21 protein-coding genes, 1 pseudogene and 1 riboswitch are annotated in these 23,811 nt (G+C 64.7%); of the genes and pseudogenes, 14 read left to right on the top strand and 8 right to left on the bottom strand.

What is annotated here, in order from left to right; genetic code table 11:
* Window positions 1-143 precede the first annotated feature (143 nt).
* Window positions 144-776 (bottom strand): annotated as a pseudogene (locus AOG28_RS13130) (cation:proton antiporter domain-containing protein); the annotation flags it as partial.
* Between the two features lie 137 nt (window positions 777-913).
* Entirely contained in the window at window positions 914-1,879 is a 966-nt protein-coding gene (locus AOG28_RS13135; protein ID WP_054556746.1) for a hypothetical protein, read from the bottom strand.
* A gap of 164 nt (window positions 1,880-2,043) precedes the next feature.
* Window positions 2,044-2,157, top strand: a riboswitch (TPP riboswitch).
* 58 nt (window positions 2,158-2,215) lie between these two features.
* On the opposite strand from AOG28_RS13135, the gene AOG28_RS13140 reads away from it, so the two are divergent.
* The 3 genes from AOG28_RS13140 (at window position 2,216) to AOG28_RS13150 (ending at window position 5,183) form a co-directional block, all read left to right on the top strand.
* Window positions 2,216-2,968 carry an ABC transporter ATP-binding protein gene (locus AOG28_RS13140; protein ID WP_200906787.1) on the top strand — a complete coding sequence of 251 codons (753 nt, stop codon included), beginning with the start codon at window positions 2,216-2,218 and terminating at the stop codon, window positions 2,966-2,968.
* On the top strand, window positions 2,965-3,732 hold the full coding sequence (locus tag AOG28_RS13145; protein WP_054556747.1) for an ABC transporter permease: 768 nt from the start codon (window positions 2,965-2,967) through the stop codon (window positions 3,730-3,732). Before AOG28_RS13140 ends, AOG28_RS13145 begins: the two co-directional genes overlap by 4 nt.
* A gap of 146 nt (window positions 3,733-3,878) precedes the next feature.
* Window positions 3,879-5,183 carry an ABC transporter substrate-binding protein gene (locus AOG28_RS13150; protein WP_235507034.1) on the top strand — a complete coding sequence of 435 codons (1,305 nt, stop codon included), beginning with the start codon at window positions 3,879-3,881 and terminating at the stop codon, window positions 5,181-5,183.
* 136 nt (window positions 5,184-5,319) lie between these two features.
* On the opposite strand, the gene AOG28_RS13155 is transcribed toward AOG28_RS13150, so the two are convergent.
* From AOG28_RS13155 to AOG28_RS13165, 3 genes are all read right to left on the bottom strand, one after another.
* Window positions 5,320-6,588 carry an MFS transporter gene (locus AOG28_RS13155; RefSeq protein WP_063124273.1) on the bottom strand — a complete coding sequence of 423 codons (1,269 nt, stop codon included), beginning with the start codon at window positions 6,586-6,588 and terminating at the stop codon, window positions 5,320-5,322.
* Entirely contained in the window at window positions 6,585-7,409 is an 825-nt protein-coding gene (locus tag AOG28_RS13160) for an alpha/beta fold hydrolase (RefSeq protein WP_326998972.1), read from the bottom strand. The genes AOG28_RS13155 and AOG28_RS13160 overlap by 4 nt, the downstream gene beginning before the upstream one ends.
* 179 nt (window positions 7,410-7,588) lie before the next feature.
* Entirely contained in the window at window positions 7,589-8,497 is a 909-nt protein-coding gene (locus tag AOG28_RS13165; protein WP_043335040.1) for a LysR substrate-binding domain-containing protein, read from the bottom strand.
* Window positions 8,498-8,711: 214 nt separating this feature from the next.
* Here AOG28_RS13165 and AOG28_RS13170 point away from each other — a divergent pair, with 214 nt between their 5' ends.
* From AOG28_RS13170 to AOG28_RS13180, 3 genes are all read left to right on the top strand, one after another.
* Window positions 8,712-9,764 carry a YeiH family protein gene (locus tag AOG28_RS13170; protein ID WP_225996387.1) on the top strand — a complete coding sequence of 351 codons (1,053 nt, stop codon included), beginning with the start codon at window positions 8,712-8,714 and terminating at the stop codon, window positions 9,762-9,764.
* Between the two features lie 177 nt (window positions 9,765-9,941).
* Entirely contained in the window at window positions 9,942-10,208 is a 267-nt protein-coding gene (locus AOG28_RS13175; protein ID WP_043335038.1) for a GrxA family glutaredoxin, read from the top strand.
* Window positions 10,209-10,422: 214 nt separating this feature from the next.
* Window positions 10,423-12,180 (top strand): monovalent cation:proton antiporter-2 (CPA2) family protein, encoded by a 1,758-nt coding sequence (locus AOG28_RS13180; protein WP_043335036.1) that lies wholly within the window; start codon window positions 10,423-10,425, stop codon window positions 12,178-12,180.
* A 148-nt stretch (window positions 12,181-12,328) separates the two neighbouring features.
* On the opposite strand, the gene AOG28_RS17835 is transcribed toward AOG28_RS13180, so the two are convergent.
* Window positions 12,329-13,228 carry a DMT family transporter gene (locus AOG28_RS17835; protein WP_082388789.1) on the bottom strand — a complete coding sequence of 300 codons (900 nt, stop codon included), beginning with the start codon at window positions 13,226-13,228 and terminating at the stop codon, window positions 12,329-12,331.
* Between the two features lie 116 nt (window positions 13,229-13,344).
* Here AOG28_RS17835 and AOG28_RS13190 point away from each other — a divergent pair, with 116 nt between their 5' ends.
* Window positions 13,345-14,127: a DUF1338 family protein gene (locus tag AOG28_RS13190; protein ID WP_043335032.1), complete on the top strand. Its 783-nt coding sequence runs from the start codon at window positions 13,345-13,347 to the stop codon at window positions 14,125-14,127.
* A gap of 472 nt (window positions 14,128-14,599) precedes the next feature.
* Here AOG28_RS13190 and nhaD read toward each other — a convergent pair whose 3' ends face one another.
* A complete protein-coding gene (gene nhaD, locus AOG28_RS13195) occupies window positions 14,600-15,889 on the bottom strand; it encodes a sodium:proton antiporter NhaD (RefSeq protein ID WP_054556749.1) in 1,290 nt (429 codons plus the stop codon).
* Window positions 15,890-16,160: 271 nt separating this feature from the next.
* On the opposite strand from nhaD, the gene AOG28_RS13200 reads away from it, so the two are divergent.
* The 5 genes from AOG28_RS13200 to AOG28_RS13220 all read left to right on the top strand — a co-directional run bounded on the left by AOG28_RS13200 (window position 16,161) and on the right by AOG28_RS13220 (window position 20,817).
* Window positions 16,161-17,063, top strand: coding sequence for an acyltransferase (locus AOG28_RS13200; protein WP_054556750.1), 903 nt, complete (start codon window positions 16,161-16,163; stop codon window positions 17,061-17,063).
* A complete protein-coding gene (locus tag AOG28_RS13205) occupies window positions 17,053-18,006 on the top strand; it encodes a LysM peptidoglycan-binding domain-containing protein (RefSeq protein WP_235507035.1) in 954 nt (317 codons plus the stop codon). The genes AOG28_RS13200 and AOG28_RS13205 overlap by 11 nt, the downstream gene beginning before the upstream one ends.
* Window positions 18,007-18,241: 235 nt before the next feature.
* The gene (locus AOG28_RS13210) at window positions 18,242-19,399 is read left to right on the top strand and encodes a glycosyltransferase family 4 protein (RefSeq protein ID WP_054556751.1); all 1,158 of its coding nucleotides are present in this window, start codon (window positions 18,242-18,244) and stop codon (window positions 19,397-19,399) included.
* The gene (locus AOG28_RS13215; protein ID WP_043335024.1) at window positions 19,371-19,922 is read left to right on the top strand and encodes a phosphatase PAP2 family protein; all 552 of its coding nucleotides are present in this window, start codon (window positions 19,371-19,373) and stop codon (window positions 19,920-19,922) included. Before AOG28_RS13210 ends, AOG28_RS13215 begins: the two co-directional genes overlap by 29 nt.
* Window positions 19,923-20,007: 85 nt before the next feature.
* Complete coding sequence (locus tag AOG28_RS13220; protein WP_054556752.1) at window positions 20,008-20,817, top strand: alpha-ketoglutarate-dependent dioxygenase AlkB family protein; 810 nt, start codon at window positions 20,008-20,010, stop codon at window positions 20,815-20,817.
* Between the two features lie 135 nt (window positions 20,818-20,952).
* On the opposite strand, the gene AOG28_RS13225 is transcribed toward AOG28_RS13220, so the two are convergent.
* The gene (locus AOG28_RS13225; RefSeq protein WP_054556753.1) at window positions 20,953-21,849 is read right to left on the bottom strand and encodes a LysR family transcriptional regulator; all 897 of its coding nucleotides are present in this window, start codon (window positions 21,847-21,849) and stop codon (window positions 20,953-20,955) included.
* Window positions 21,850-22,222: 373 nt separating this feature from the next.
* Between AOG28_RS13225 and AOG28_RS13230 the strand changes: the two genes are divergently transcribed.
* Window positions 22,223-22,924, top strand: a complete 702-nt coding sequence (locus tag AOG28_RS13230; RefSeq protein WP_043334485.1) for a CoA transferase subunit A — start codon at window positions 22,223-22,225, stop codon at window positions 22,922-22,924.
* A 127-nt stretch (window positions 22,925-23,051) separates the two neighbouring features.
* Window positions 23,052-23,714, top strand: coding sequence for a 3-oxoacid CoA-transferase subunit B (locus tag AOG28_RS13235; RefSeq protein ID WP_043334487.1), 663 nt, complete (start codon window positions 23,052-23,054; stop codon window positions 23,712-23,714).
* Window positions 23,715-23,811 lie beyond the last annotated feature (97 nt).

Below are 23,811 nucleotides of genomic sequence, written 5' to 3' on the forward strand. Positions count from 1 at the left end.
GCGTGACGATCAGCAACGAGCAGCTTTCCGGAATGGAGTGGGTCAGTGGCAACAATCGCAGCGCGAAGGGGCCGGATTCAAAACCTTCATCCACCTCGATGATCTGCAGGCTGGAGGTTTCCAGCTCGCGTTCGGCAAACTTGGCGCGCAGCAGGCCAGCCGCCGGCGATCCCCATGGCGGCGCCGACACCGAACTGCAGCAGGAAGCTCATGATGCCCGACGCGACACCGGAGAGCTGGCCGGTCAGGATCTCGGCCAGCGTGATGGTCAGGAAGATCGCCATCGGGTCGTTGGTGCCGGACTCGATTTCCAGCGTCGCACCGACACGCTCATTGAGGTGAACGCCCTGGCCGCCCAGCAGCGAGAAGACCGCCGCGGCATCGGTGGAGCCGACGATGGCCCCGACCAGCAGGCCTTCGATCAGGGTGAGATCAAACAGCCACATGGCCAGAAGGCCCACCAGGCCGCTGGTCATGAAGACCCCGACGGTGGCCAGCACCAGCGCCGGTTTCAGGCCGGCACGAAACGTGGACAGCCGCGTGCGCAGGCCGCCATCGAGCAGGATGAGCGCCAGCGCCAGGTTGCCGATCATGTAAGCGGATGAGGCGTCATCGAACTGGATGCCCAGCACGCCATCTTCACCCGCCAGCATGCCAAGGCCGAGGAACAGCAGTAGCAGCGGCATGCCAAGACGCGCCGAGACGCGGCTGGCCAACACGCTCAAGGCGATCAGCGTGCCTGCCAGCAAGAAATAATAATTCAGGTTCTCTACCACGAGTGCTCCCCCGCCAAGCCCTACATCAGATCTCGAGTGACGTCCACGACGACTCACCCACAGTATTCCATGTCAGCGATGGGGCTGCAGAGAAATTTCACACCTTTCATGTACTTGCAGCGTGCAGCACGCGGATTTCACGCCAGGCTGCGCGGCGAGACCCAGGCAGGGGCTGCCGCAAGCTCAGCATAGGACCGCGGACCGAAGGCCTCCATCGCCCACAACAGCGCACGACACAGCTCACGCTGGCCATCGAGATCGATCATGCGCCCATGGCGCGAATAGCCCTTCATGAAGGCCTGACGCTGCTCCGGCGTTTCCAGCAGCAACTCCACCAGCGCCCAGTCGAACTCGATCGGCGCCCACACCAGCGCCTCCCAATCGCTCCATACCCAGCCGGTGGCGGCGCATAGATATTGATCGGCGCGCATGTCCGGCAGACACCACACCGCGCGAGTCGGCGCCGGGAAGGTGCGCTTGAGCAACGTGCCAAGCTCCGCGCGACGCGGGTGATGGGCGAGAAAGCGCGTGACGCGGGTATTCCAGTGCAATAGCGGCATCGGCTGCGCCAGCGGCTGACCGAAGCCCGACACCGTATCCTGATGCAGGCGACCAAGCTGGTCGCCCAGCAGCTCACAGAAGGTGATGCTGAGATCGCTCGGCTGCCCGCTGGACCACGGCAGGTGCCAGATGGGCGCGCCATCGAGACGCCCCAGAAAGGTCAGGGGCAGTGGCGGAATCGGCAGACGCGCGGGCAAGGCGCCCGCCAGGCGCGTCAGGCCCTCCGGCGTCGCCCAGCGATCTGCGCCGAAGACCCCGCGCATGGCGCGCCAGAAGGGGTCATGGTCTGGGCCGGTGCGCGCCAGCTTGATGAGGCCGGGCGTGCCGCCACGCTGGCGCCATAGCCAGTTGGCGCTATCCGGCCAGGCGAGTGCCAGCGGCTCGAGCGGTTGACCCAGATAGGTCGAGAGCCGTCGGGTCAGTGACTCCTCGGGCCAGCCCCTGGGCACGGGACGCGGCTCGCCCACGGCCTCAGCCGTGCTCGGCCGCCGTGGGGGAACGGGATAACTGGAACAGGTCGAGAGATCCGGTGTGTCGGGCATGATGATCTCCTTGGGCTACACGTCTTGTTACAGTAAAGCTCAGCATACCCAAGGCGTGGCACATCGGCATAGTCCGTTTCGCACGCCATCTCTGCCCTGCCCACCTGACCCGCCCCCTGACCCGCGTCGGACAAGACACCGGCAAGACAGTGACGTTACACTGTCGGCCTGGATGGGGGTGCCCGAGGATGGGCTGAGAGCCGCAGCGATACGTCGCGCGACAACCCCTGGAACCTGATCCGGTTGATACCGGCGGAGGGAATCCCCGACGCGTGCCCTGCACGGCGCGTCACCTGCTTCCTCCTGCCGGCACGCCGCCTGACCACGGAATTGCCTGTGTCGCTGGGACTCACCCTCAACAACGCACGAATCGATTACGCCGGCCACACGCTGTTCCGCGATATTTCCGCGCGTCTGGAAGCCGGTAGCTGGACGGCACTGCTGGGGCGCTCCGGCTGCGGCAAGAGTTCGCTGCTGCGCCTGCTGGCCGGTCTGGAGATGTCAGACCTCCACCAGCTCGACCTCGCCACCGATGACGGTCAGCCGCTGACCGACCGCGTGGCCTGGATGGCGCAGCAGGACCTGCTGCTGCCGTGGCGGCGCGTCATCGACAACCTGTGGCTGGGCGATGACCTGCGCCGGCGGCCGCGCAATCGCAAGCTTGCCCATGAGCTGCTGGCCGCGGTCGGGCTTGAGGGCCGTGAGCAGGCCTGGCCGGACGCCCTCTCCGGCGGTCAGCGCCAGCGCGTCGCCCTCGCCCGCACACTCTACCAGCAGGCGCCGGTCGTGATGATGGACGAGCCGTTCTCGGCGGTGGATGCCATCACCCGTCTGGAGCTGCATGATCTGGCCAGCCGCCTGCTCAAGGGCCGCACCGTCCTGATGGTGACCCATGACCCGCTGGAGGCATTGCGCCTCGCCGATCAGCTGCTGGTGCTGCGCCCGTCGAGCCTCCCGGGTCACGGCGCCGAGCTGGAACGCCTGCCGGGGCTTGGCGCCGCACGCCCGGTGCCGCTGGATGACCCAGCCCTGCCACCGGCGCAGGCGCAACTGATCGCCCGCCTGCGTGATAGCGAGGAGGCCGCATGAAACGTCTGCACGCCATGCGTCACCTCGTCATCAGCGCGCTGCTCCTGCTGGGGCTTTGGCAGCTGATCATTGCCGTTACCGCCGTACCGCCCTACATTCTGCCCACGCCGCAGGCCGTGCTCGAGGTGCTGATCCAGAAGGCGCCGCTGCTGGCCCATCACGCTGGCGTCACCATCAGCGAGATACTGGCCGGGCTGGTGCTGGGCATTCTGCTCGGCCTTGCCACCGCCCTGGCGCTGGCCTTCATTCCCCGCCTGCGCCGCACGCTGCTGCCGATGCTGCTGATCAGCCAGGTGATACCGCTGTTCGCGATCGCGCCGCTGCTGGTGCTGTGGCTCGGCTATGACATGCTGTCCAAGGTGGTGATGGCGACGCTGATCATCTATTTCCCGGTCGCCTCCACCGGCTACGACGGCCTGCGCCAGACCCGACAGGGCTGGCTGGATCTTGCCCATACCCTGGGCGCCAGTCCATGGCGCCGACTGATCCATATCCAGCTGCCCGCCGCGCTGCCGGCACTGGCCTCCGGCATACGCATGGCCGCGACCGCCGCCCCCATCGGCGCCGTCATCGGGGAATGGGCCGGAGCCAGTCAGGGGCTGGGCTATCTGATGCTCAACGCCAACGCGCGCATGGAAATCGACCTGATGTTCGCCGCCCTGCTGGTGCTGGTCGCCTTCTCCCTGCTGCTCTATTTCTCGCTGGATGCGCTGCTGCGCGCCCTGATGCCCTGGCACCGCGACCGGCTGACACGCCTGAGCTGACACGCCGGGGCTTCGGACAAATACCGCAAGACCGCAAGATCGCGTAACCGAAAGACGCAACGACGCTCGACACAAATTGCATGAGCCTGACGACTGCCGCCCACGAACGGCAGCACCACTACCCTGTGATCACAAGGAACTCCGCCATGTCTCTTTCGTCATCGGCGCCACGGCGCAAAGCGCAGCTGACACGTTCACCACGTGCCTCGCTGCTGTCCACCGCCTTCGCCACCCTGCTGACCACGCTGTGCCTGAGCAGCCTGCCAGCCACCGCCATGTCGGCCCACGCCGCCGAGGCAGAACCCGCCACCAGCACCCAGTCAGCGCCGGAAATCGTCGCTCAGCAGGCCGAAGTCGGGGTGAACGGCGACTCGGCCGCCTCCGCGCCGGTGGCAAGCCAGGAAGCCGTGGAAGCGACCGCCGGCGCCGCCGAACAGGCCAAGAACGGTGCTGAACCGACTGCGGATGCCCCGCCAGCCGCCAGCGACGAACAGAGCGCTGATGCTGACTCGAAGGGCGCCGCCAATGACGCTGCCAAGGACGCTGCCACCGCCGAGAAGCCATTGACGCAGTTCAAGGTCATGCTCGACTGGTACACCAACCCCGGCCACGCCCCGCTGGTGCTGGCGCAGGAGCTGGGCCTGTTCAAGAAGCACGGCCTTGATGTCGAGCTGATCGCCCCCGCCGACCCGAGCGTGCCGCCCAAGCTGGCCGCCGCCGAGCGCGTCGACATCGCCATCAGCTATCAGCCGCAGCTGCACCTGCAGATCGATCAGGGCCTGCCGCTGGTGCGTATCGGCACCCTGGTCGCCACGCCGCTGAATGTGGTGGTAGTGCGCGCCGACAGCGACATCCAGTCGATCGCCGACCTCAAGGGCAAGCGGGTCGGCTACTCGGTGGGCGGTGTCGAGGAAGTGCTGCTCTCCACCATGCTGCAGCACAGCGGCCTGACGCTGGATGACATCACGCTGACCAACGTCAACTTCTCGCTGACGCCTTCCCTGCTGACGCGCAAGGTCGATGCCGTCACCGGCGCCTTCCGCAACTTCGAGCTGGCCCAGATGGCCCAGGAAGGCGTCAAGGGCCGCGCCTTCTACATCGAGGAAGAAGGTGTGCCGACCTATGACGAGCTGATCTTCGTCGCCAACAGCGACAGCTACGAGCGCAAGCAGGCCCAGTACGCCGGCTTCCTCGCCGCCGTCGGCGAAGCCACTGCCTGGATCATCAACCATCCGGACCAGGGCTGGGAGATGTTCCGCGACTCCGACCCGGCACTGGATACCGAGCTCAACAAGGAAGCCTGGTACGCCACCCTGCCGCGCTTCGCGCTGCGTCCTGCCGCGCTGGATGCCGGCCGCTATCGTGACTTCGAGGACTTCCTGTTCGAGCGCGGCATGATCAAGAAGCGCCAGTCGCTGAGCCACCTGGCCGTCGACGTCAACGCGCCCTGAGGCGTTGAGCGCCCAGAGCTCTTGAAACGCTGAGCGCTTGCGCGCCCCATGCAAAACGCCCTGTCGGAGATTCCGACAGGGCGTTTTGGGTTCAGGGCCGGCTCGCTCTCGCCGTCTTGTGCCTATTTGACAAGCGCTAGCGGCGTGCCAGGCGACGCGACAGCCACAGGATCTGCAGCGGCTGGATCACCAGCGCGACCATCAGCACCGCGACCAGCAACGGCATGCCTTCCAGCGCGCCGCTCGGGGTGCTGACCAGCAGTCCGGCGCCTACATAGCTGCCGGCGGCGGAGCTGAGATGCTGCACGGCACTCTGGGTGCTGGTGAAGGCTGCCCGCTCGTGGTCGGCGGGAATGAAGCTGTTGAGCGTATTCTGGGTCACACGCCGCGCCGACGAGAACAGCATGTAGGCGCCGAAGCCGATCCAGATCAGCGACGGCCCCGGCGAATGCAACAGGAAGGCCCAGCCGACCAGCGCCGTCATCAGGCAGGTGATGGTACCCGGCCAGACACAGCCATAGCGATCACACAGCCGCCCCGTCAGCTGCATGCCGACCAGCGACAGCCCGCCACCGATCATGTAGAGCCCGCCGAGATCCTCACGCGGCAGGCCCAGATTGAACAGCAGATAGCTTGCCAGGTTGGGAATCACCAGGAAGTTGCTGAACATCGCCGTGGCGATCAGCGCCAGTCCCAGGCGATGGTCGGGCTGGGCCAGGATGTCCAGGATCGTGGTGCCCTTGCGGCTGCGCTGACGCGTCTCGGGATTGTCGAGATGGCCGCGGATCGGCGGCAGTATCCAGGCCAGCAGCCCGCACACCAGCAGCGCCAACAGCGCCACGGCGCGAAATGGCGCCTGCCAGCCGAAGCCCTGCGACAGCCACAGCGCAAACGGCAGCCCCAGCACCGAGGCCACCGAGAAGGCACCCATCACCAGGCCCATGGCACGCCCCCGACGTACTCCCGGCACCACGTCGATCACGATGGCCAGCGCCGTCGCCGCCGCCGGCCCGCCGAACAGTCCGCCCAGCATGCGCGCCGCCAGCAGGGTCTCGAAGTCAGTGGCGAAGCTGGCGATCAGGTGACAGAGCGCCGCGCCGAACAGGAAGCCCAGCACCGCCCAGCGGCGATCGAAGCGATCGGCATGCCGCGTCCACAGCAGAGTGCCCACCGCGGCGGCCAGCGGATAACTGCCGACGATATAGCCGAGGTGATCCAGCGGAATGCCCAGCGAGGTGGCAAAGTCGGGGCCCAGCGCCATCACCATGGTGAAGCCCATGATGACGGCGAACTGCAGCAGGGTGACCAGCGCCACCACCAGGCGCTCGTGGGTGGTCACCGGCGGGATGACCCGCTCGCTCGTGGCCGGCTGACGATTTTCGGAGTGACTGCTCGGAGTACTCAAGCGCGTGCGACGCGATCAAGGAACGCCACCACCGCCTGCTGGAACTCGCTGGCACGCTCGGCGTGCAGCCAATGGCCGGCCTCCAGCGAGTCATCTTCCAGCGCAGGGAAGTGCTCGCGCATCGTCGCCAGGCCCTCGGACTGCACATAGTTGGAGCGCGAGCCCCACAACAGCAGCGCCGGCAGCTCGACCGGCCCCTGGCCGTGCGGCGCCTCGACGATCTGCGGGTAGCCCGCCGCGATATGGTCCAGCCCGACGCGCCAGCCCATGGCGCCATCGTCGAGACGCACCAGATTGGTGGCGAGGAACTGGCGAATGGCCGGGGTATCGACATGCTGCGCCATCACCGTGTCGGCCTCCTTGCGTGAGGCCGGGCGCGCGTCACGTACCGCCTCGAAGGCGGCAAAGATATCGTCATGCCCGTGGCCATAGGCGACCGGCGCGATATCAGCGACCAGCAGGCTGCGCAGACGCTCGGGCGCTTCGAGCGCGACCTGCATGGCGACCTTGCCGCCCATCGAGTGGCCCAGCAGGTCACAGCGCTCGATGGCGAGGCGGTCGAGCAGCGCGATGACATCCGCGGCCTGCTCGGGGTAGCTCATGCCGGCCACGTGCGGGCTGCGGCCGTGGTTACGCAGATCCACCGCGATCACGCGGCGCGTCCGCGACCACGACTTGATATGCGAACGCCAGTTGTCGGCACTGCCGAACAGGCCGTGAAGAATGACCAGCGGCGTCGCGTCCTGCTGGCTCGTTGTCTGTTCCTCGGCGCCATCACGAGCATCGCTCTCGTGGTAATAAAGCTCGACCGTTGTGCTCATCATCATCTCCATGGACGCTAGACAGACCGTTACGCTCCCCGTGGCTCAGGCGCAGTAGCTCAGGCTCAGCGGCGTGGCTCAGTGGCGTAGCTCAATGGCGTGGCTCGGCGGCAGCCGGCTCGCGGGGAGCGCCTATGTTAGCAAACTATCAAGCGCGCGGCGGCTCCGTCCTCGACGGCTCAGCGCGGGCTGGCTTCCAGATAGACCTTGACCGCCTGCCAAAGCGGGCTGCGGTAACGCTCCGGGTGCCACAGCATCGAGAAGCGCCGCTTCAGGTTGAGCTGGGGCGTGGCCAGCACCACCAGCTCGCCACGCGCGATCTCGGCGGCTACCGACAGCCGCGACAGACACCCCAGCCCCAGCCCGGCGAATACGGCCTGCTTGATGGCCTCGTGCTGGCCCAGCTCCATGCGCACCTTGAGGCGCTCGATCCGCCCGTGCAGTGCACGCTCGAAGACCGCCCGCGTGCCCGAGCCCCCCTCGCGCAGAATCCAGTCGGCCGTGGCGAGGTCCTCGTCGCTGAGCGCCACGCCACGCACGGCCAGCGGATGGCTCGGCGGCGCCACCACCACCAGCTCATCCTCGCGCCAGGTCTGGCTCATCAGGCGCGGCGCATGGCAGTCACCCTCGATCAGGCCGAGCTCGGCGTCATAGTTGAGCACCGCCTCCACCACCTGATGGGTATTGCGCAGACGCAGGTTGAGCTCGGTGCCCGGATGTTCGCGCATGAAGGCCCCCGCCAGCCCCGGCAGCAACCAGGTGCCGATGGTGGCGCTGGCGGCGATTTCCAGCTCGCCACGCAGGTTGCCATCCACCACGCCGGGCTCACGCGCCTCCAGCTCCAGCGCGTGGGTCTGCTCCAGCAATTGCTCGGCGCGCGCCAACAGGCGGCGACCATTGGCGTTCAGGGCCAGGCGACGGCCGAGACGCTCGAACAGCTGCACCTCGAGATGACGCTCAAGCTCGGATAGCCCCTGACTCGCCGCCGATTGCGACAGGCCGATCTCGCGCGCCGCGGCGCTGACGGAGCCGTGGCGGGTCACCGCCACGAACACTTGCAACTGGCGCAGCGTGATGTGGATCTGCATATCGGTTTTTCCGGTATGTAATAAAAGAATAATCGACTAACTGCCGAATAATATTCCCGAATAGACTAATCATCAAACCATAGGCACTAAGCAAGCGACGCAGACTCAAGCGCCCTTGCCGATGACAGCCGTGCACCCCACGCCAGCGCACGACCCATAACAAGACAGGCCATGTTCCGCACGGGATAGGCCACTTTCCTCAAGGAGAATGCTCATGGACGCACAGACCCTGACTCCCCCCGCCACTGCCGAGCGCTTGCGCCGCATGTTGCCGGGCCTTGCCCTGTGTGGCGGCCTGACCCTTGTCGGACTGGCACTGCATTCCATTCCGGCGCTGGCCTCCACCGGCATCAGCCCGCTGGTCTTCGCCCTGCTGTGCGGTATCGTGGTCGGCAACCTGCCGATCACCAGCCGTCACGCCGCGGCGCTCTCCCCGGGGCTGCATATCGCGACCAAGAAGCTGCTGCGTCTCGGCATCATCCTGTTCGGCCTCTCCATCACCCTGCAGCAGATTCTCGGCCTGGGCTGGAGCGTCGTCTTCCTCGATGTGCTGGTGATCACCGCGGTGCTGAGCAGCGGCTACTTCATCGGCACGCGCTGGCTGGGGCTGGACCGCGACACCGCATTGCTGACCAGTGCCGGTTCCGCCATCTGTGGCGCCGCGGCGGTGCTGGCGACCGAATCGATGATCAAGGCACGCCCGGCGGCCACCGCCATGGCCGTTGCCACGGTGGTGCTGTTCGGCTCGCTGGCGATGCTGGTCTACCCGCTGCTCTACCCGCTGAGCGGCATGCATGAAGGCCTGTTCGGCATCTATATCGGTTCCACCATCCACGAGGTCGCTCAGGTCGTGGCCGCCGGGGAAGCGGTCGGCCCGGACGCCCTGGCCAATGCGCTGATCGTCAAGTTGATGCGCGTGATGATGCTGGTACCCTTCCTGCTGCTGTTGCCGAAGCTGTGGGCCATGCGTGCCCGCACCGAGGGCGATGACCGCGAAACCGGCGGCAGCATGACGATTCCGTGGTTCGCACTGGGCTTCATCGCCATGGCCGGCATCAACAGCACCGGCGAGATCCCGGCGGCAGTGCACTCAAGCCTCTCTACTCTCGGCAGCGTGGCACTGACCATGGCCATGGCGGGCCTGGGCGTCGAGACTCGCATCGATCGTCTGCGCTCACTGGGCATGAAGCCTTTCCTGCTCGCGCTGATCCTGTTCACGCTGTTGATCGTCGGTGGCTTTGGCGCCAATCTGCTGCTGATGGGCTAATCCTCAGCACGGCAGCGATTGATTGCCCCAATGACTTTGGTAGTACGGCTCAATTGGCAAACCCGGGCAGGCTCAAGCACAATGGCGGTCATCGATTACTCACCGGCAGTGCCGGCGCCATTTTCTCGGCCCACCCAGTACGGGCTGAACGAGAGTCACGAACCTTAGGAGAGTCTCATGCTTGCAGTCATTTTCGGTCGTCCGGGTTGCCCTTTCTGTGTCCGCGCCAAGGACCTCGCGGAAGAGCTCACCGCCAAGCGCGATGATTTCGACTTCCGCTACATCGACATCCATGCCGAAGGCATCAGCAAGGCCGACATGGAAAAGACCATCGGCAAGCCGGTCGAGACCGTGCCGCAGATCTTCGTCGATCAGACCCACATCGGTGGCTTCACCGAGTTCAACCAGTACGTGCAGGACGAAGCTCTGATGCCGCAGGCCTGATCGCCGCCATCAGCTGCTTCACTGCTGAAGCCCCCGCCATTGGCGGGGGCTTTTTTGTGCCTGCATCACCGCCTCCCGCTCCTGGTCACGACACTCACTCGCACCACCGCGCTGCACACAAGGTCGCGTCTTGCGTACCTTGCCGCTTGCGACAAAAGGAGGGGGCAGCGACAATCGCTGCCTTCTCCGCCGGTGTATGCACAAGGACACGCACATGAACATGTTGATGGAAGGCGCCGTGCTGCTGGGGTGCGCGGTGGTTGCCGTGCCACTTTTCCAACGCCTGGGCCTCGGCTCCATCCTGGGCTATCTGGCCATCGGGGTACTGCTGGGCCCGTCGTTGATCGGCTTCATCTCGGAGCCTGGCGAAGTACTGCACTTCGCCGAATTCGGGGTCGTCATGCTGCTGTTCATGATCGGACTGGAACTGGAGCCCAAGCGCCTGTGGGACATGCGCCTCAAGCTTGCGGGCCTGGGCAGCGCCCAGATGCTGCTGTGCGGCGCCCTGCTCACTCCTGTCGGCCTGTGGCTGGGGCTGGAATTGCCCGCCGCCGTGTTGCTGGGCCTGATTCTGGCGCTGTCCTCGACCGCCTTCGCGCTGCAGGTATTGAGCGAGAATCAGCAGCTGGCGACGCCGCACGGCCAGTCGACCTTCGCCATCCTGCTGTTCCAGGACCTGGCGGTGATCCCGCTGCTGGCCCTGATGCCGCTGTTCGCTGACAACTTCGATGCCTCCACCGGCACCAACTGGATCGGCATCGCCAAGGGCATCGGCATGATCGCGGCGGTCATCATCGTCGGCCGCTTTGTCGTGCCGCGCCTGCTCAAGATGGTCGCGCGCAGCGAGATCCACGAGATCTTCACCGCCGCGGCCTTGTTCGTGGTGATCAGCACGGCGCTGCTGATGGAATGGGTGGGCCTGTCCATGGCCCTGGGCGCCTTCCTGGCCGGGGTGCTGCTGGCCGACACCGTCTACCGCCATGAGCTGGAAGCCAACATCGAGCCCTTCAAGGGGCTGCTGCTGGGGCTGTTCTTCATGGCCGTGGGCATGTCGGTCGACGTGTCGCTGGTGATGGAGCGTCCGCTGACCGTGCTGGCGCTGACGCTGGCACTGATGTTCGGCAAGGTCATCGTCATCACGCTGGTCGGACGCGTCGCACGCCTCAAGATGGCCGAGGCCCTGCCGCTGGCCGCGGTCCTGTCACAGGGTGGTGAGTTCGACTTCGTACTGCTGACCGCCGGCATGGCTGCCGGCATCTTCGATCAGACCCTGACCAGCCTGGTGATCAGTGCGGTGACCCTGTCGATGGCTGCCACGCCCTTCCTCTATCGCTATGCCCGCCACCTCGGTGCCACCAGCGAAGCCAAGCGTCCCTATGATGAGGACTTCGGTGAGGAGACGCCGCAGGTGGTGATCGCCGGCTTCGGCCGCTTCGGCCAGATCAGCGCGCGCATGCTCAAGAGCCAGGGCATCAACTTCACCGCGCTTGACCCCAATATCACCCAGGTCGAGTTCGTGCGTCAGTTCGGGTCGCGTATCTTCTACGCCGATGCCAGCCGCGCCGAGTTGCTGCGTGCGGCGGGTGCCGAGCAGGCCAGGATCATGCTGGTGGCCGTCGATGATGCCGAGACCTCGACAGGCATCGTGCGCATGGTGCGCCATCAATTCCCGCACCTGAAGCTGTTCGTGCGTGCCCGCAACCGCCACCACGCCTGGGAGCTGATGGAGCTGGGCGTGGAGCACGTGATTCGTGATACCTATGCCAGCAGCCTGGAGATGGGCGGAGAATTGCTGGTGGCGATGGGCTACCCCAGTGCTCGCGCGGCGGAAGTGGCGCGTGCGTTCCGGGAAATGGATGACAACATGCTCAAGCAGAACTACGAGCACCGTCACGACCAGAAAGCGCTCGTCAACAGCGAGCAGGCCGCCATGGTCGAGCTCAAGCGTCTGTTCCAGAACAATCAGGACTGACGTCGCGCCACTCGCCAGAGCGCTCAGTCGCGCCTGAAAAGACACAAGGGCCGCCCCGGCAGGGGCGGCCCTTGTCGTTGGGGCACTCGGCAAGGCCTTGCGTGCAGACCCGCCCCCTCGTGAGAAAGGCGGGCGGCCCGAGGCCTGCTCAGCCCTGCGACAGGCGGCGGGACGTCAGGCGCGCCCGCCACTGCGGGCCGAACAGATAGGCGCACAGCCCGATCACGATCAGCAAGGCCCCGGCGAGCACGCGGCTGGAGATCAGCTCATCATTGAGCACCGCGCCCAGGCTCATGGCGAAGATGGGGGTGATCAAGGTCGCCAGCGCCACCGTACTGGCCGACAGGCGTGACAGCACGAAGTAGTAGCACAGGTAGCCGATCAGCGAGCCGAAGATGCCAAGGTAGAGGATGGCCGCCATCGGGCGCCCCTCCGGCAGGGCCGGCGGCACGCCATCGACGATCAGCGCACACACCAGATAGAGCGGCAGAGAGACCAGCAGCGCACCCTCCGTCTGCACCAGCGGATGCAGCCCTGCCCGCTCGCGCTGCACCAGTACCCCAGAGGCCGCGAAGCAATTGACGGCCAGCAGCATGGTCAGGACCCCCTTCCAGCTGCCCGGCGGCAACGCCAGGGAATCCGAGACCGCGACGGCCAGTCCACTCAATGCCAACGCAAACCCCATCCACTGCAACTTGTCAAGTGGAGCACTTTTCAACCACCAGCGTGCATAAAGCCCTGATAGCAAAGGTGCCAGTCCAAACAGTAACGACATGATACCGCTTGGTAACCAGGCCGCAGAGAGGTAGGCGAAGTACATGCCACCCCAGATACCCAGAGCGGCTGCCGAGTAGCTGCGCAGTGCCCCACGCGAAAGATCCATTTTCAGCCCCATCATGCGTAACAATGGGTAACCGAGGCATGCGGCAATTAACATTCTGCCCATCGCCGACCAGGCAGGCAGCCAGCCCGAGGCGCTCCACGAGATGGCCAGCGGTGTCGTCGACCACACCATGAGAACCACGCAATACGCCACCAGCACTGGCATTTTTACTCTCCGATCAAGAAACGCGAAAAAACGGATAATGGCGTTGAATACCCCTTTGCACGACTACCTATAATCGCTCCAGCACTGAGGTCATAGGGGCCGTCCAAGGAGGCATCATGCAACGCAAGGAATTCCAACAGCAGCTATGGCTGGACTTCGTCCATCGCCATCCCGATATCGGGGCGCTGGATATCTGGCCAGACAGCATCAACCCTGAATATCTGATGTTCCTGACGCTGAATCAGGGGCCTTTCAGAAGCGAGAAACTGTTACCCAGCCTGTATCACCAGGGCTATCGCCGCGTGAAACAGTACGCCATGGCCGACCGCGGCCTGCTGGTCGATCTGCTGCTTCCCCCGGATGGTGGCGCTGCCGTCATGCTGGCGGAACTGCAGGCCAACAGCCTGCCGCCGATGCACCGCGACCTGCTCAAGCGCCTGATCAGTCAGAGTCATCGTGATGACTGCAAGGGACAGAACCTGCTCGCGCCCTGCCGTCCGTGGGACATGCCGGACTGGCCGACCTTCGAGCGCCTGCTCGAGGCCAACCCGCTGGCTGCCTGGCTCTCCGTGATGGGGCCGCGCCTGCACCATGTCGGCTTCAATGCCGAAGAGCTTGGCGAAACGCTGGAAGCGGTCTGCGAGGGCATGCTGGCCTACGGCATGGCTCCGCAGACCGGGCGCCATCATGCGGTACTGCCCATCAATCCCAAGCTGCAGTATCACTACTACCCGGCCCACGCCCAGCGCATGGTGTTCGCGGATGGTGACGAGCATATGGTGGTGCTGGGCGGCATCGCCCTGCTGGCGACGGCACCGGTGACGACTCAGCAAGAAGGAAAACAGCGTCCCGCAGAACAACTGCTGCCGGAACATACGCTGTGCCAGCTCAGCGCGTAACGGCTTCTTGGCAGCACTGCGCAATGAGATGAGTCGCATTCAACCCCCTGCGCATGCGTAGGGGGCTCTTGTGTTCAGAGGGAGACATGCCCTGTCATGCCATACCCTTCACACCCTCTCTTGCCATCACCCTTCATGGCATCACCCTATGGTGCCATCACTGCACGACTCGCCGCTTCCCCCGCCGCTTTCCCCCGCCATGCCTGCGCCTTGTGTCTGAGCCTCTAAACCTAACGTCGCAGACAGGTTATCAACAGAAGCTGTGGAAAAAGCTGTGAAGAATCTCTGTACATCTAGGTATCGCCATCGAGATCAGGCGAGCGCAGACAGATTGATCAAAAAATGATCAGCCGGCCGCAAACAGCGCCAATTCCCTTCCGACCACGCATCTGGCAGTGGGTCAGGTGGCCACTGTGGCAACGGCTGTGGCAACGGCTGTGGCCGTAGTGAACACCCCCAGCAACCACCCACATCAGCTCAGAGACGACAGCGCCAATGTCACTGGCGTGTTCGTGATCTGCCCGCCCAGCCAATATGCCCCCAGATAGCCCACGCTGTAGGCCAGCAACAACGCCGGGAAGAAGCGCAGATAACTCATGAAGCTCACCTCGCGCACCTTGGAAAGCGCGATCACCCCGGCGGCGGAGCCAATCACCAGCAGCGAGCCACCCACACCTGCGGCATAGGTCAGCGCCAGCCACTCGGCATCGTTCATGCTGACATCCGCCTTGAGTACTGCAGCGGTCAGCGGCACGTTGTCCACCAACGCCGAGAGCAGCCCGACCAGATAATTGGCCTGCATCGCCGGCATCAGGGCATAGAGCTGTGCCAGGCCTTCCAGCAGACGGGCTTCCTTGAGCGCCCCGACCATCAGCAGGATGCCGAGGAAGAATAGCAATGTATCGAATTCGATAATACGAATGTAATCAAGTATGCGGCGCTCTTCGCTGTCGCTGCGTCGTTCGGCGACATGCCCGAGCAGGAACATCAACGACATCCCGAACAGGAAGGTCAGCAGCGGCGGCACGCCAAACAGCACGTTGAGCCCGAGGGTCGACAGGATGGTGGCCAGAAACAGCCAGGCGACCAGACGATCAAGACGCCGGGTCTCGCGCGGCTCGCGCACGAGGTTCACCTCGCCTCCCAGCCCGGGCAGCAGTAGCGTCGCCAGCAGCATCACGCTGAGGAAGGACGGCAGCGCCAGCAGCATCAGCTCGCTGATGCGCACCTTGCCCGCCAGGAAGATCATCAGCGTGGTCACATCCCCGGTGATCAGCGCCACCCCGCCGGAGTTGACGGCGAATACCGCCAGCACCGCAAAGCGCAGCGTCTTCTTCGGCGCCAGGCCCAGCGACAGCACCAGGGTCAGCGATACCAGCGTCGCGGTGATGTTGTCGGCCAGCGATGAAAAGGCGAAGGCAAAGAGTCCCGTCAGATACAGCAGGCCGCGCTCCCCGATGCGCATCGGCAGCAGACGGTAGATCAGATTGGCGATCAGCCCCTTGGCATTGAGAAAGGCCACGAAGGTCATCGCCGCCATCAGAAACAGCCACAAGGTGGCGATCTCGAGCAGGTTCTCGTTCAAGGCCTCGGGGACATCATCCACCGCCAGGGCGGCGGGGCCGAAGATGAACAGCAGCAACCAGCTGAAGGTGCCCAGCAACAAGGTCGTCTTGGCCTTGTTGAGATGGATCACATCCTCGATGGCAATCAACACGAAGGCGGCCAGCGCCAGCCCGATCAACAGTCCCTGCAACCACATGCCACTCTCACTCCCTGAGATATCGCCGCGCAGCGGCGGCGATGATTGACGGTGCCCGGCGTGACTTCAACGTGAACCCTGCCACGACCTTTCCCTTGCACCGACCCGTCACACGACCGGCGATGCATCTCATCACAGCTGCGTGCGCCCCGCCATTCGACCTGAGGGGCGTTCGCTTCGTGCAACGCAGGGTTGCCATCCCCCACGCAAGCGGGGTGGGCATCCACTCTTGGGTGAATTACGATGGCGCCACCTGATGAAGGAGTCATGCATGTCGAGTATCAGAGGTGTCATCAGCCTTGTCTTTCTGATCATCAATACCCTGTGCTGGGCGCTGCCGCTTTACCTGCTGGCCGCACTCAAGCTGATCACGCCATCGCGTCGCCTGCAGTTGCACATGCTGGAGGGGCTCAACCGCCTCGCCATGGGCTGGATCGGCACCAACAACCTGTGGATTCGCCATGTGCTGCGCCCGCGCTGGGACATCCACGTACCGCAGTCGCTGCGTGATGGGTCTGCCCGACGTCGCTGGTGGCTGGTGATCGCCAATCACCGCAGCTGGACTGACATCTTCGTTCTCCAGTACGCCCTGCATCGTCGCACGCCGATGCCCAAGTTCTTCCTCAAGCAGGAGCTCATCTGGGTACCGGTGATCGGCCTTGCCTGGTGGGCACTGGAGTTCCCGTTCATGCGCCGTTACAGCCAGCAGAAACTGGCCAGCAATCCGCGGCTCGCCGAGCGTGATCGCGAAGCGACGCGACGCATGTGCGAGCGCTCGCGTCAGGCGCCGATGGCGATCTTCAACTTCGTGGAAGGCACTCGCTTCACGCCCGCCAAGCACAACCAGCAGCAAAGCCCTTTCCAGCATCTGCTCAAGCCGCGTGCCGGCGGCAGTGCCCAGGTGATCAGCACGCTTGGCGATCGACTTTCCGGTATTCTGGATGCCACCCTCGATTACCGGCATGCCGATGCCAGTTTCTGGCAGTTCCTGTGCGGTCACGGGGGCGACATCACGCTCGTCATCACTCAGCGGCCGTTGGAGCCCTGGATGCTGGACGGCAACTATCATGCGGACGCCGCCTATCGCGAGCGCTTCCAGCAATGGCTCAATCAGGTCTGGAAGGACAAGGATGCCCGACTGTCACGTGCAGGGAATGACATTGATGAACACTGAATACGGCCTGAATGCCGCGGGCTTCACGGCACGAGCGCAGGCCGGACCTGACGTGAACCGTCCACTTATGCAGCGTGCCGGCCTCGCGCTGCGCTGGCTGGCGCTGATCTGTCTCGGCCTGTGGCTGAGCGGCTGCGCGACCGGCAGCTATTCCGGCTCGCCGGCCGGCCAGTGGGTCACCATCCAGAAGGGCGATACCCTGGGGCAGATCGCGCGCGATGCCGACATTCCCCTGCTGCGCCTCACGCGCTTCAATCCGGGCGTCAAGATTCGTGACCTCAAGGTCGGTCAGCGCATCCTGGTGCCCACGGCGCGTGAGCGAGCGCCCTCCGGCGGCCCGTATCGCTATCAGCTGCGCCCCGGCGACACCTACTCCAAGGTCGGGCGCTATTTCGGTGCCAGCCCGCAGCGCATTCAGGCCGCCAACCCCGGCAAGGACCCCAATGATCTCGATGTCGGCATGCTGATCTCGGTGCCGCTCAACGGTGGCCCGAGCCGCAGCGCCCCGGCCGCGCGCGCCAGCGGTGGCAGCCTGGTCGCCCGCCCGGACCCCGGCCCGTTGCAGAAGCCGGGCCAGTCATGGCGCTGGCCTGCCGCCGGCAGCGTGACGCGTGAATTCGGCACCAACGGCAATGGCCAGCTGGCGCCCATGCAGATTCGTACCGCCGCCAGCGGCATCGCCAGTGCACCGGCGCGGGGCGAAGTGCGCTTCGCCGACTCCATGCGCCAACTGGGCAACGTGGTCATCCTGCATCACTCCGGCAACCTGCAGAGCGTGCTGGCCCAGTGCGGCGAGATTCTGGTCAAGGTGGGTCAGCAGGTCACTCCGGGCACGCCGCTTTGTCGCGTCGCACGCGGCAACAACGGTCAGCATGAATTGCTGTTCGACGTGCGCCACGGCGGTAAGCCGATCGACCCGCGCGAGATTCTCGAGAAGCGCTGAACCAGCGTTGCTTCACGGCACCAGCCGACATGGCACCACCTCCAATCCCCGCCAGATGACGACAGCGCCGGTGCCACGCCGGTGACTGTCGTCCTTGCTTGACGATTCATGAGACAACCCTCATACCTTTGAGCTGTGAGGGGTTGAGGGTGTGTCATCGCTTCGTCACCTGCTTGTTATGCCGCCGTCACTCCCTCTCTCGATAATGACCACAATAGTCATCTAGGGAGACGTCATGGAGCGCATTGCCTTCGTCAGTGAAACCTGGCATCCGGAGATCAATGGCGTGGCTCATACCTTGAGTCATCTGTGCGATCAACTCATCGCACGCGGCTGTGAGCTCCAACTCATTCGTCCCGCCACCCGAGATGGCAGCCTGGAGCCGCGTGTCCAGCAGGAGCTTCAGGTACGCGGCTTCCGCCTGCCCGGATATGACACCGTACAGGTCGGCGTGCCGGCGCCGCAGCGCCTGATGCGCATGTGGCGCGAGCATCGCCCCTCCGTCGTCTATATCGCCACCGAAGGCCCGCTGGGCATCAGCGCACTGATGGTCGCCCGCCGTCTGGGCCTGCCGGTGGTCGCGGGCTTTCATACCAATTTCGATCAATACAGCACCCACTACCGGCTCAAGGCGCTACGCCCGCTGGTGCGGCGCGGCCTGCGTCGCTTCCACAACGCCGCCAACATGACGCTGGTACCGACCCGCACCCAGGCAGACAGCCTGATGCAGCAAGGTTTCGAGCATGTGCAGGTGGTGGGACGCGGCCTGGATTGCGAGCACTTCTCGCCCAGTCATCGCAGCGAAGCATTGCGCAAGTCATGGGGCGTCAGCTCACAGCAACCCGTCGCGCTGCACGTCGGGCGCCTGGCCGCCGAGAAGAACATCGAGCTGCTGATCCGCACCTATGAGGCCATGCTGGCCGTGCAACCGGACCTCGCCCTGGTGCTGGTGGGAGACGGCCCGCTGCGCGAGCGCCTGGAACAGCGCCTGCCCGAGGCGATCTTCGCCGGCTTCCAGACCGGTGAGGCGCTGGCCGCCCATTACGCCAGTGCCGACCTGTTCGTCTTCCCGTCACTGTCGGAGACCTTCGGCAATGTGGTACTGGAAGCCATGGCCAGCGGACTGGCCGTGATCGCCTTCGATTACGCGGCGGCCGCCGAGGTGATCCGCGACGATCACCAGGGCCTGCTGGCGCCCTGCAGCCAGCCGGAACGCTTCATCGAACAGGCGGTGGAGGCCTGCCAGCGGCCGGCCCGCATCGCCAGACTGGGACGTGCCGCCCGCGTGCGCGTCGAACCATTGGACTGGAGCCGCATCGCCGAGGGCTTTCTGACCTGCCTGCGTCACGCCGAGGAGAAGCCCGATGCACGATCGCAGCCTTCCCGTCTTTGAGCGACTGGACCTTCTGGAGTGGCGCCTGTGCCGCCAGGTCGCGCGCCTGGCGCTGTTCCGGCCGATACTCACCCTGTTTCGTATCGTCTCGCGCCTGGGCGACTGGCCGGTATGGGCGCTGCTGACGCTGAGCCTGCCGCTGCACCATGCCATGGGCGGCTGGCTATTTCTGGAATTCGGTTTGGCGGCCGGCGCCGGGGCGCTGCTCTACCGCGCGCTCAAGACGCGGCTATGTCGGGAGCGCCCGTTCATCACCTTCAACACCATCAACTGCACCATGCCGCCGCTGGACCGCTACAGCTTTCCCAGCGGTCACACCCTGCATGCCGCCCTCTTCGCCAGCCTGACCGCTCAGCAGCTGCCGGAGCTTGCCATCCTCGTCACGCCGCTGGCGCTGCTGATAGCGCTTTCCCGGGTGATCCTCGGCCTGCATTACGTCAGTGATGTGCTGGCCGGCGCGCTGCTGGGGCTGGGCCTTGCCGAAGTGGCCATCCTGACCTTCGAGGCGCTGCTGACGACCTGACACTCGCGAGGCATGCGTCAGCCCGGGGTCGGCGCGAATCGAGAGCCACTTGCCCAACATGACGCGGCTCTGGCACTCTCGCCGCATGACGACTCCTTCTGCTGGCGATGATCTCTTCGCTGCCCTCACGACCTCTGATTCGACGTCCGCGGCTGATGGAGCTGCGCGCCAGACGGCGGCGGATGGCTCGGTCCTGGCAGCTCGCCCGCGCGAGCTGCCCGATGACTGGCTCACCCTCACGCACGGCTGGTACCGCCACCCGCTGCATCCGCTGTATCTCAAGCCGCGCGCCCTGACGCCGCTGCAGGCCGATCAGGCCCTCGTCACGCTGGAGGGCGATCTCGACTGGCAGCGCCCCAGCCTGAGCGTGCATGGCAAGACGCACCCGATCCCACGCCGTCAGGTGTGGATGGGCGATGTCGGCGCCCGCTATCGCTACTCCGGCAGCCTGTTCGAACCCAACCCCTGGCACATGACCGCCTGGCAGCTGGGCGAGCTGTCGCGTCATGCCATCAATCACGAGCTGAGCCCGCAACGCGATGACCTGGGACGCAACGAGCCCGTGATCCCGGAGCACTTCAACAGCCTGCTGGCCAATCGCTACGCCGATGGCGCCGACCGCATGGGCTGGCACAGCGACAACGAGCCGGAACTGGGCACTCGCCCGATCGTGCTCGCCATCTCGCTGGGACGAGAGCGCCCCCTGCGCTTCAAGGGCCATCCGCGCAGCCCCTATGCCGACACGCCGGCGTTCAATCTGTGGCTGCCGCACGGCTCGCTGCTGGTGATGGGGCGTGGCTGTCAGGACCGCCTCCATCATGCGCTGCCGCCGCGCAAGCTGGAGGGACTGCGCATCAGCCTGACCTATCGCCAGTTGCTGACGCCCTCGCGCTGAGGTCATCTTTCTTGTTGCTCTCTGCTCTCTCTGCTTTCTCTCTTCTCGCTTTCCTCTAGCCTTCTTCCTGCTCACTTCCTGCTCTAACGCCCTCTCTCTTGTTTCTTCTCCCTGCTTCACTTTGCCGCCCCACATTCATTCCGCCGACGGATAACGCGCACGCAGGGTCTCCAGCATCGCCTGTACCGCCACCGACAGCTCATGGCGGCCGCGACGGATCACCCCGACCCGCTGCTGAATCTCGGGGCCTGTCAGCGGCAGGCACTGACAGCCCAGCGCACTCATCTGCGCCGCGCTCATCGCCGGCACCGCGCTGACGCCCAGGCCTTCCGCCACCATGCGCCCGCAGGTGACCAGCTGGTGGGTCTCGAAGGCGACATGCAGCGCCATGCCCGCATCCTCGAGGCGTTTCTCGAGCATGCGACGCACCCCCGAGGGCCGCTGCAGCGTGATGAAGTCTTCCTTGAGCAGCCGTGACCACGCGATGGAGGTCGGCGCCTCTGCCAGCAAGGCATGGCCGGGGGGAATGATCGCCACATAGCGGTCCACGAACAGCAGCTCGAACACCAGGTCCTGACGCACGCCGGGGTCAAAGCAGATCCCCAGCTCGACGCGGCCATCGGTGACCCGCTCGACCACCTCTTCGGCGATGACGTCGTTCACTTCGATGGTGATCTCCGGATATTGGCGGCGAAAATCGGCCAGTACCCGGGGTAGCAGATTGCCGGCGAAGGTCGGCATCGCGGCCAGTGCCACGCGGCCGCGCCCGAGACTGAAGCGCTGGCGCATCTCATCCTCGGCATGCTCCCAGTCTGACAGCAGACGCCTGGCCAGCGGAAAGAAGGCGCGCCCCTCCGGCGTCAGGCTGACCTGTCGGGTCGAGCGCTGAAACAGGCGCCCGCCCAGCGACTCCTCCAGATTCTTGACCGCCAACGACAGGGCCGGCTGCGAGAGATGTACCAGCGTGCCCGCCTCGGCGAAGGACAACGTGCGCGCCACGGCCACGAAGGCCTTCAGCTGTTTCAGAGTCATGTCGTGTCCTGTCCCGGGGTTGTTTCAAGAGATGTCACTAGAGGTGATGTGGCGCAGTTCGTCGTCTGTCGCTCGCAGGGCAGGCGCTCGCAGGGCATCTAGGCCATTGGTCATAGATGACAGCCACGAAGCTCTCACATGACTGACCGCTCAGCTCAGACCATTCCGCCCCGCTACCGCGTCAGCCCCGCCAGCATGGGGGTTTGGCGGGCTTTTTCCTCGCGAGCAGGTTCGATAAACAGCAGACCAATTATTATCAAAAACTGATCAATGGATAGAAAAAACAAACTTATTAAATATATACAGACTCAGGATTGTCGGCAATGATGAAGACATCCCGACAACAACAGCTTGGATACTCAAGGAGATTCGCATGGCAGGATTCAACAAGGTGGTGACCAGCTACGCGGAGGCCATGGCAGGCCTCGAAGATGGCATGACGGTAATCGCCGGTGGCTTCGGCCTGTGTGGTATCCCGGAGAACCTGATTGCAGAGATCAAGCGCCTGGGCGCCAAGGACCTCACCGTGGTATCCAACAACTGCGGCGTCGATGGCTTCGGGCTCGGCATCCTGCTGGAAGACCGTCAGATCAAGACCATGATCGCCTCCTACGTCGGCGAGAATGCGCTGTTCGAGAAGCAGCTGCTCGACGGCGATCTAGAAGTGATCCTCACTCCCCAGGGCACGCTGGCCGAGAAGATGCGTGCTGCCGGCGCCGGTATCCCCGCCTTCTTCACCGCCACCGGTTACGGCACACCGATCGGCGAAGGCAAGGAAGTGCGCGAGTTCGATGGCCGCCCCTACATTCTGGAAGAGTCCATCAAGGGCGACTTCGCCATCGTCAAGGCCTGGAAGGCGGACCGCTACGGCAACGTCGTCTACCGCCATACCGCGCGCAACTTCAATCCGCTGGCCGCCACTGCCGGCAAGATCACCGTGGTCGAAGTCGAAGAGCTGGTCGAGCCGGGGGAACTGGACCCCGCCGACATCCACACGCCCGGCATCTATGTGGATCGCGTGATCAAGGGCAACTTCGAGAAGCGCATCGAGAAACGCACCGTCCGCTCGCGTTGAGCCCAGGGCTCCGCCGGCATGAATCGCCGCCATCAGGGCGACAGGCCCCACGGCGAACTTTCTCGACCGCCTTCACGACACGGCACAGTGCCTCATGCTTGATGGCACTCAAGACAAGGAAACAATCATGGCTTTGACACGCGAACAGATGGCCCAGCGAGTGGCTCAGGAAATCCAGGACGGCTCCTACGTCAATCTGGGGATCGGCATCCCGACACTGGTGGCCAACTATATCCCCGACGGTATCGAGGTGATGCTGCAGTCCGAAAATGGCCTGCTCGGCATGGGCCGCTACCCCTATGAAGACGAAGTCGACGCCGACATGATCAATGCGGGCAAGGAAACCGTGACCGCCATCGATGGCGCCGCCATCTTCGATTCGGCCGAATCCTTCGCCATGATCCGTGGCGGCCACGTCGATCTCACGGTGCTCGGTGCCTTCGAGGTGGATGTGAACGGCAACATCGCCAGCTGGATGATCCCCAACAAGCTGGTCAAGGGCATGGGCGGCGCCATGGACCTGGTCGCCGGTGCCGAGAACATCATCTGCACCATGACCCACGCCTCCAAGCACGGCGAATCCAAGCTGCTCAGCCAGTGCGAACTGCCGCTGACCGGTGCCGGCTGCATCCGTCGCGTGCTGACGGACCTCGCCTTTCTCGAGATCAAGGATGGCGCCTTCCACCTGCTGGAGCGCGCGCCAGGCGTGAGCGTCGAGGAAATCGAGCGCCTGACCGCAGGCAAGCTGGTCGTCCCGGAGCACGTGCCGGAAATGCAGCTGGACGCCTGAGGCACCTTCTGCCCCCGGGCACTGGCCACCCTCGCGCCGCTTTTGACCATCGAGCCACTTTTGACTCACGAAACAATTGCGCTCGAGGGTGGCAAAC

The organism is Cobetia sp. UCD-24C, assembly GCF_001306765.1.
GTDB lineage: Bacteria > Pseudomonadota > Gammaproteobacteria > Pseudomonadales > Halomonadaceae > Cobetia > Cobetia amphilecti.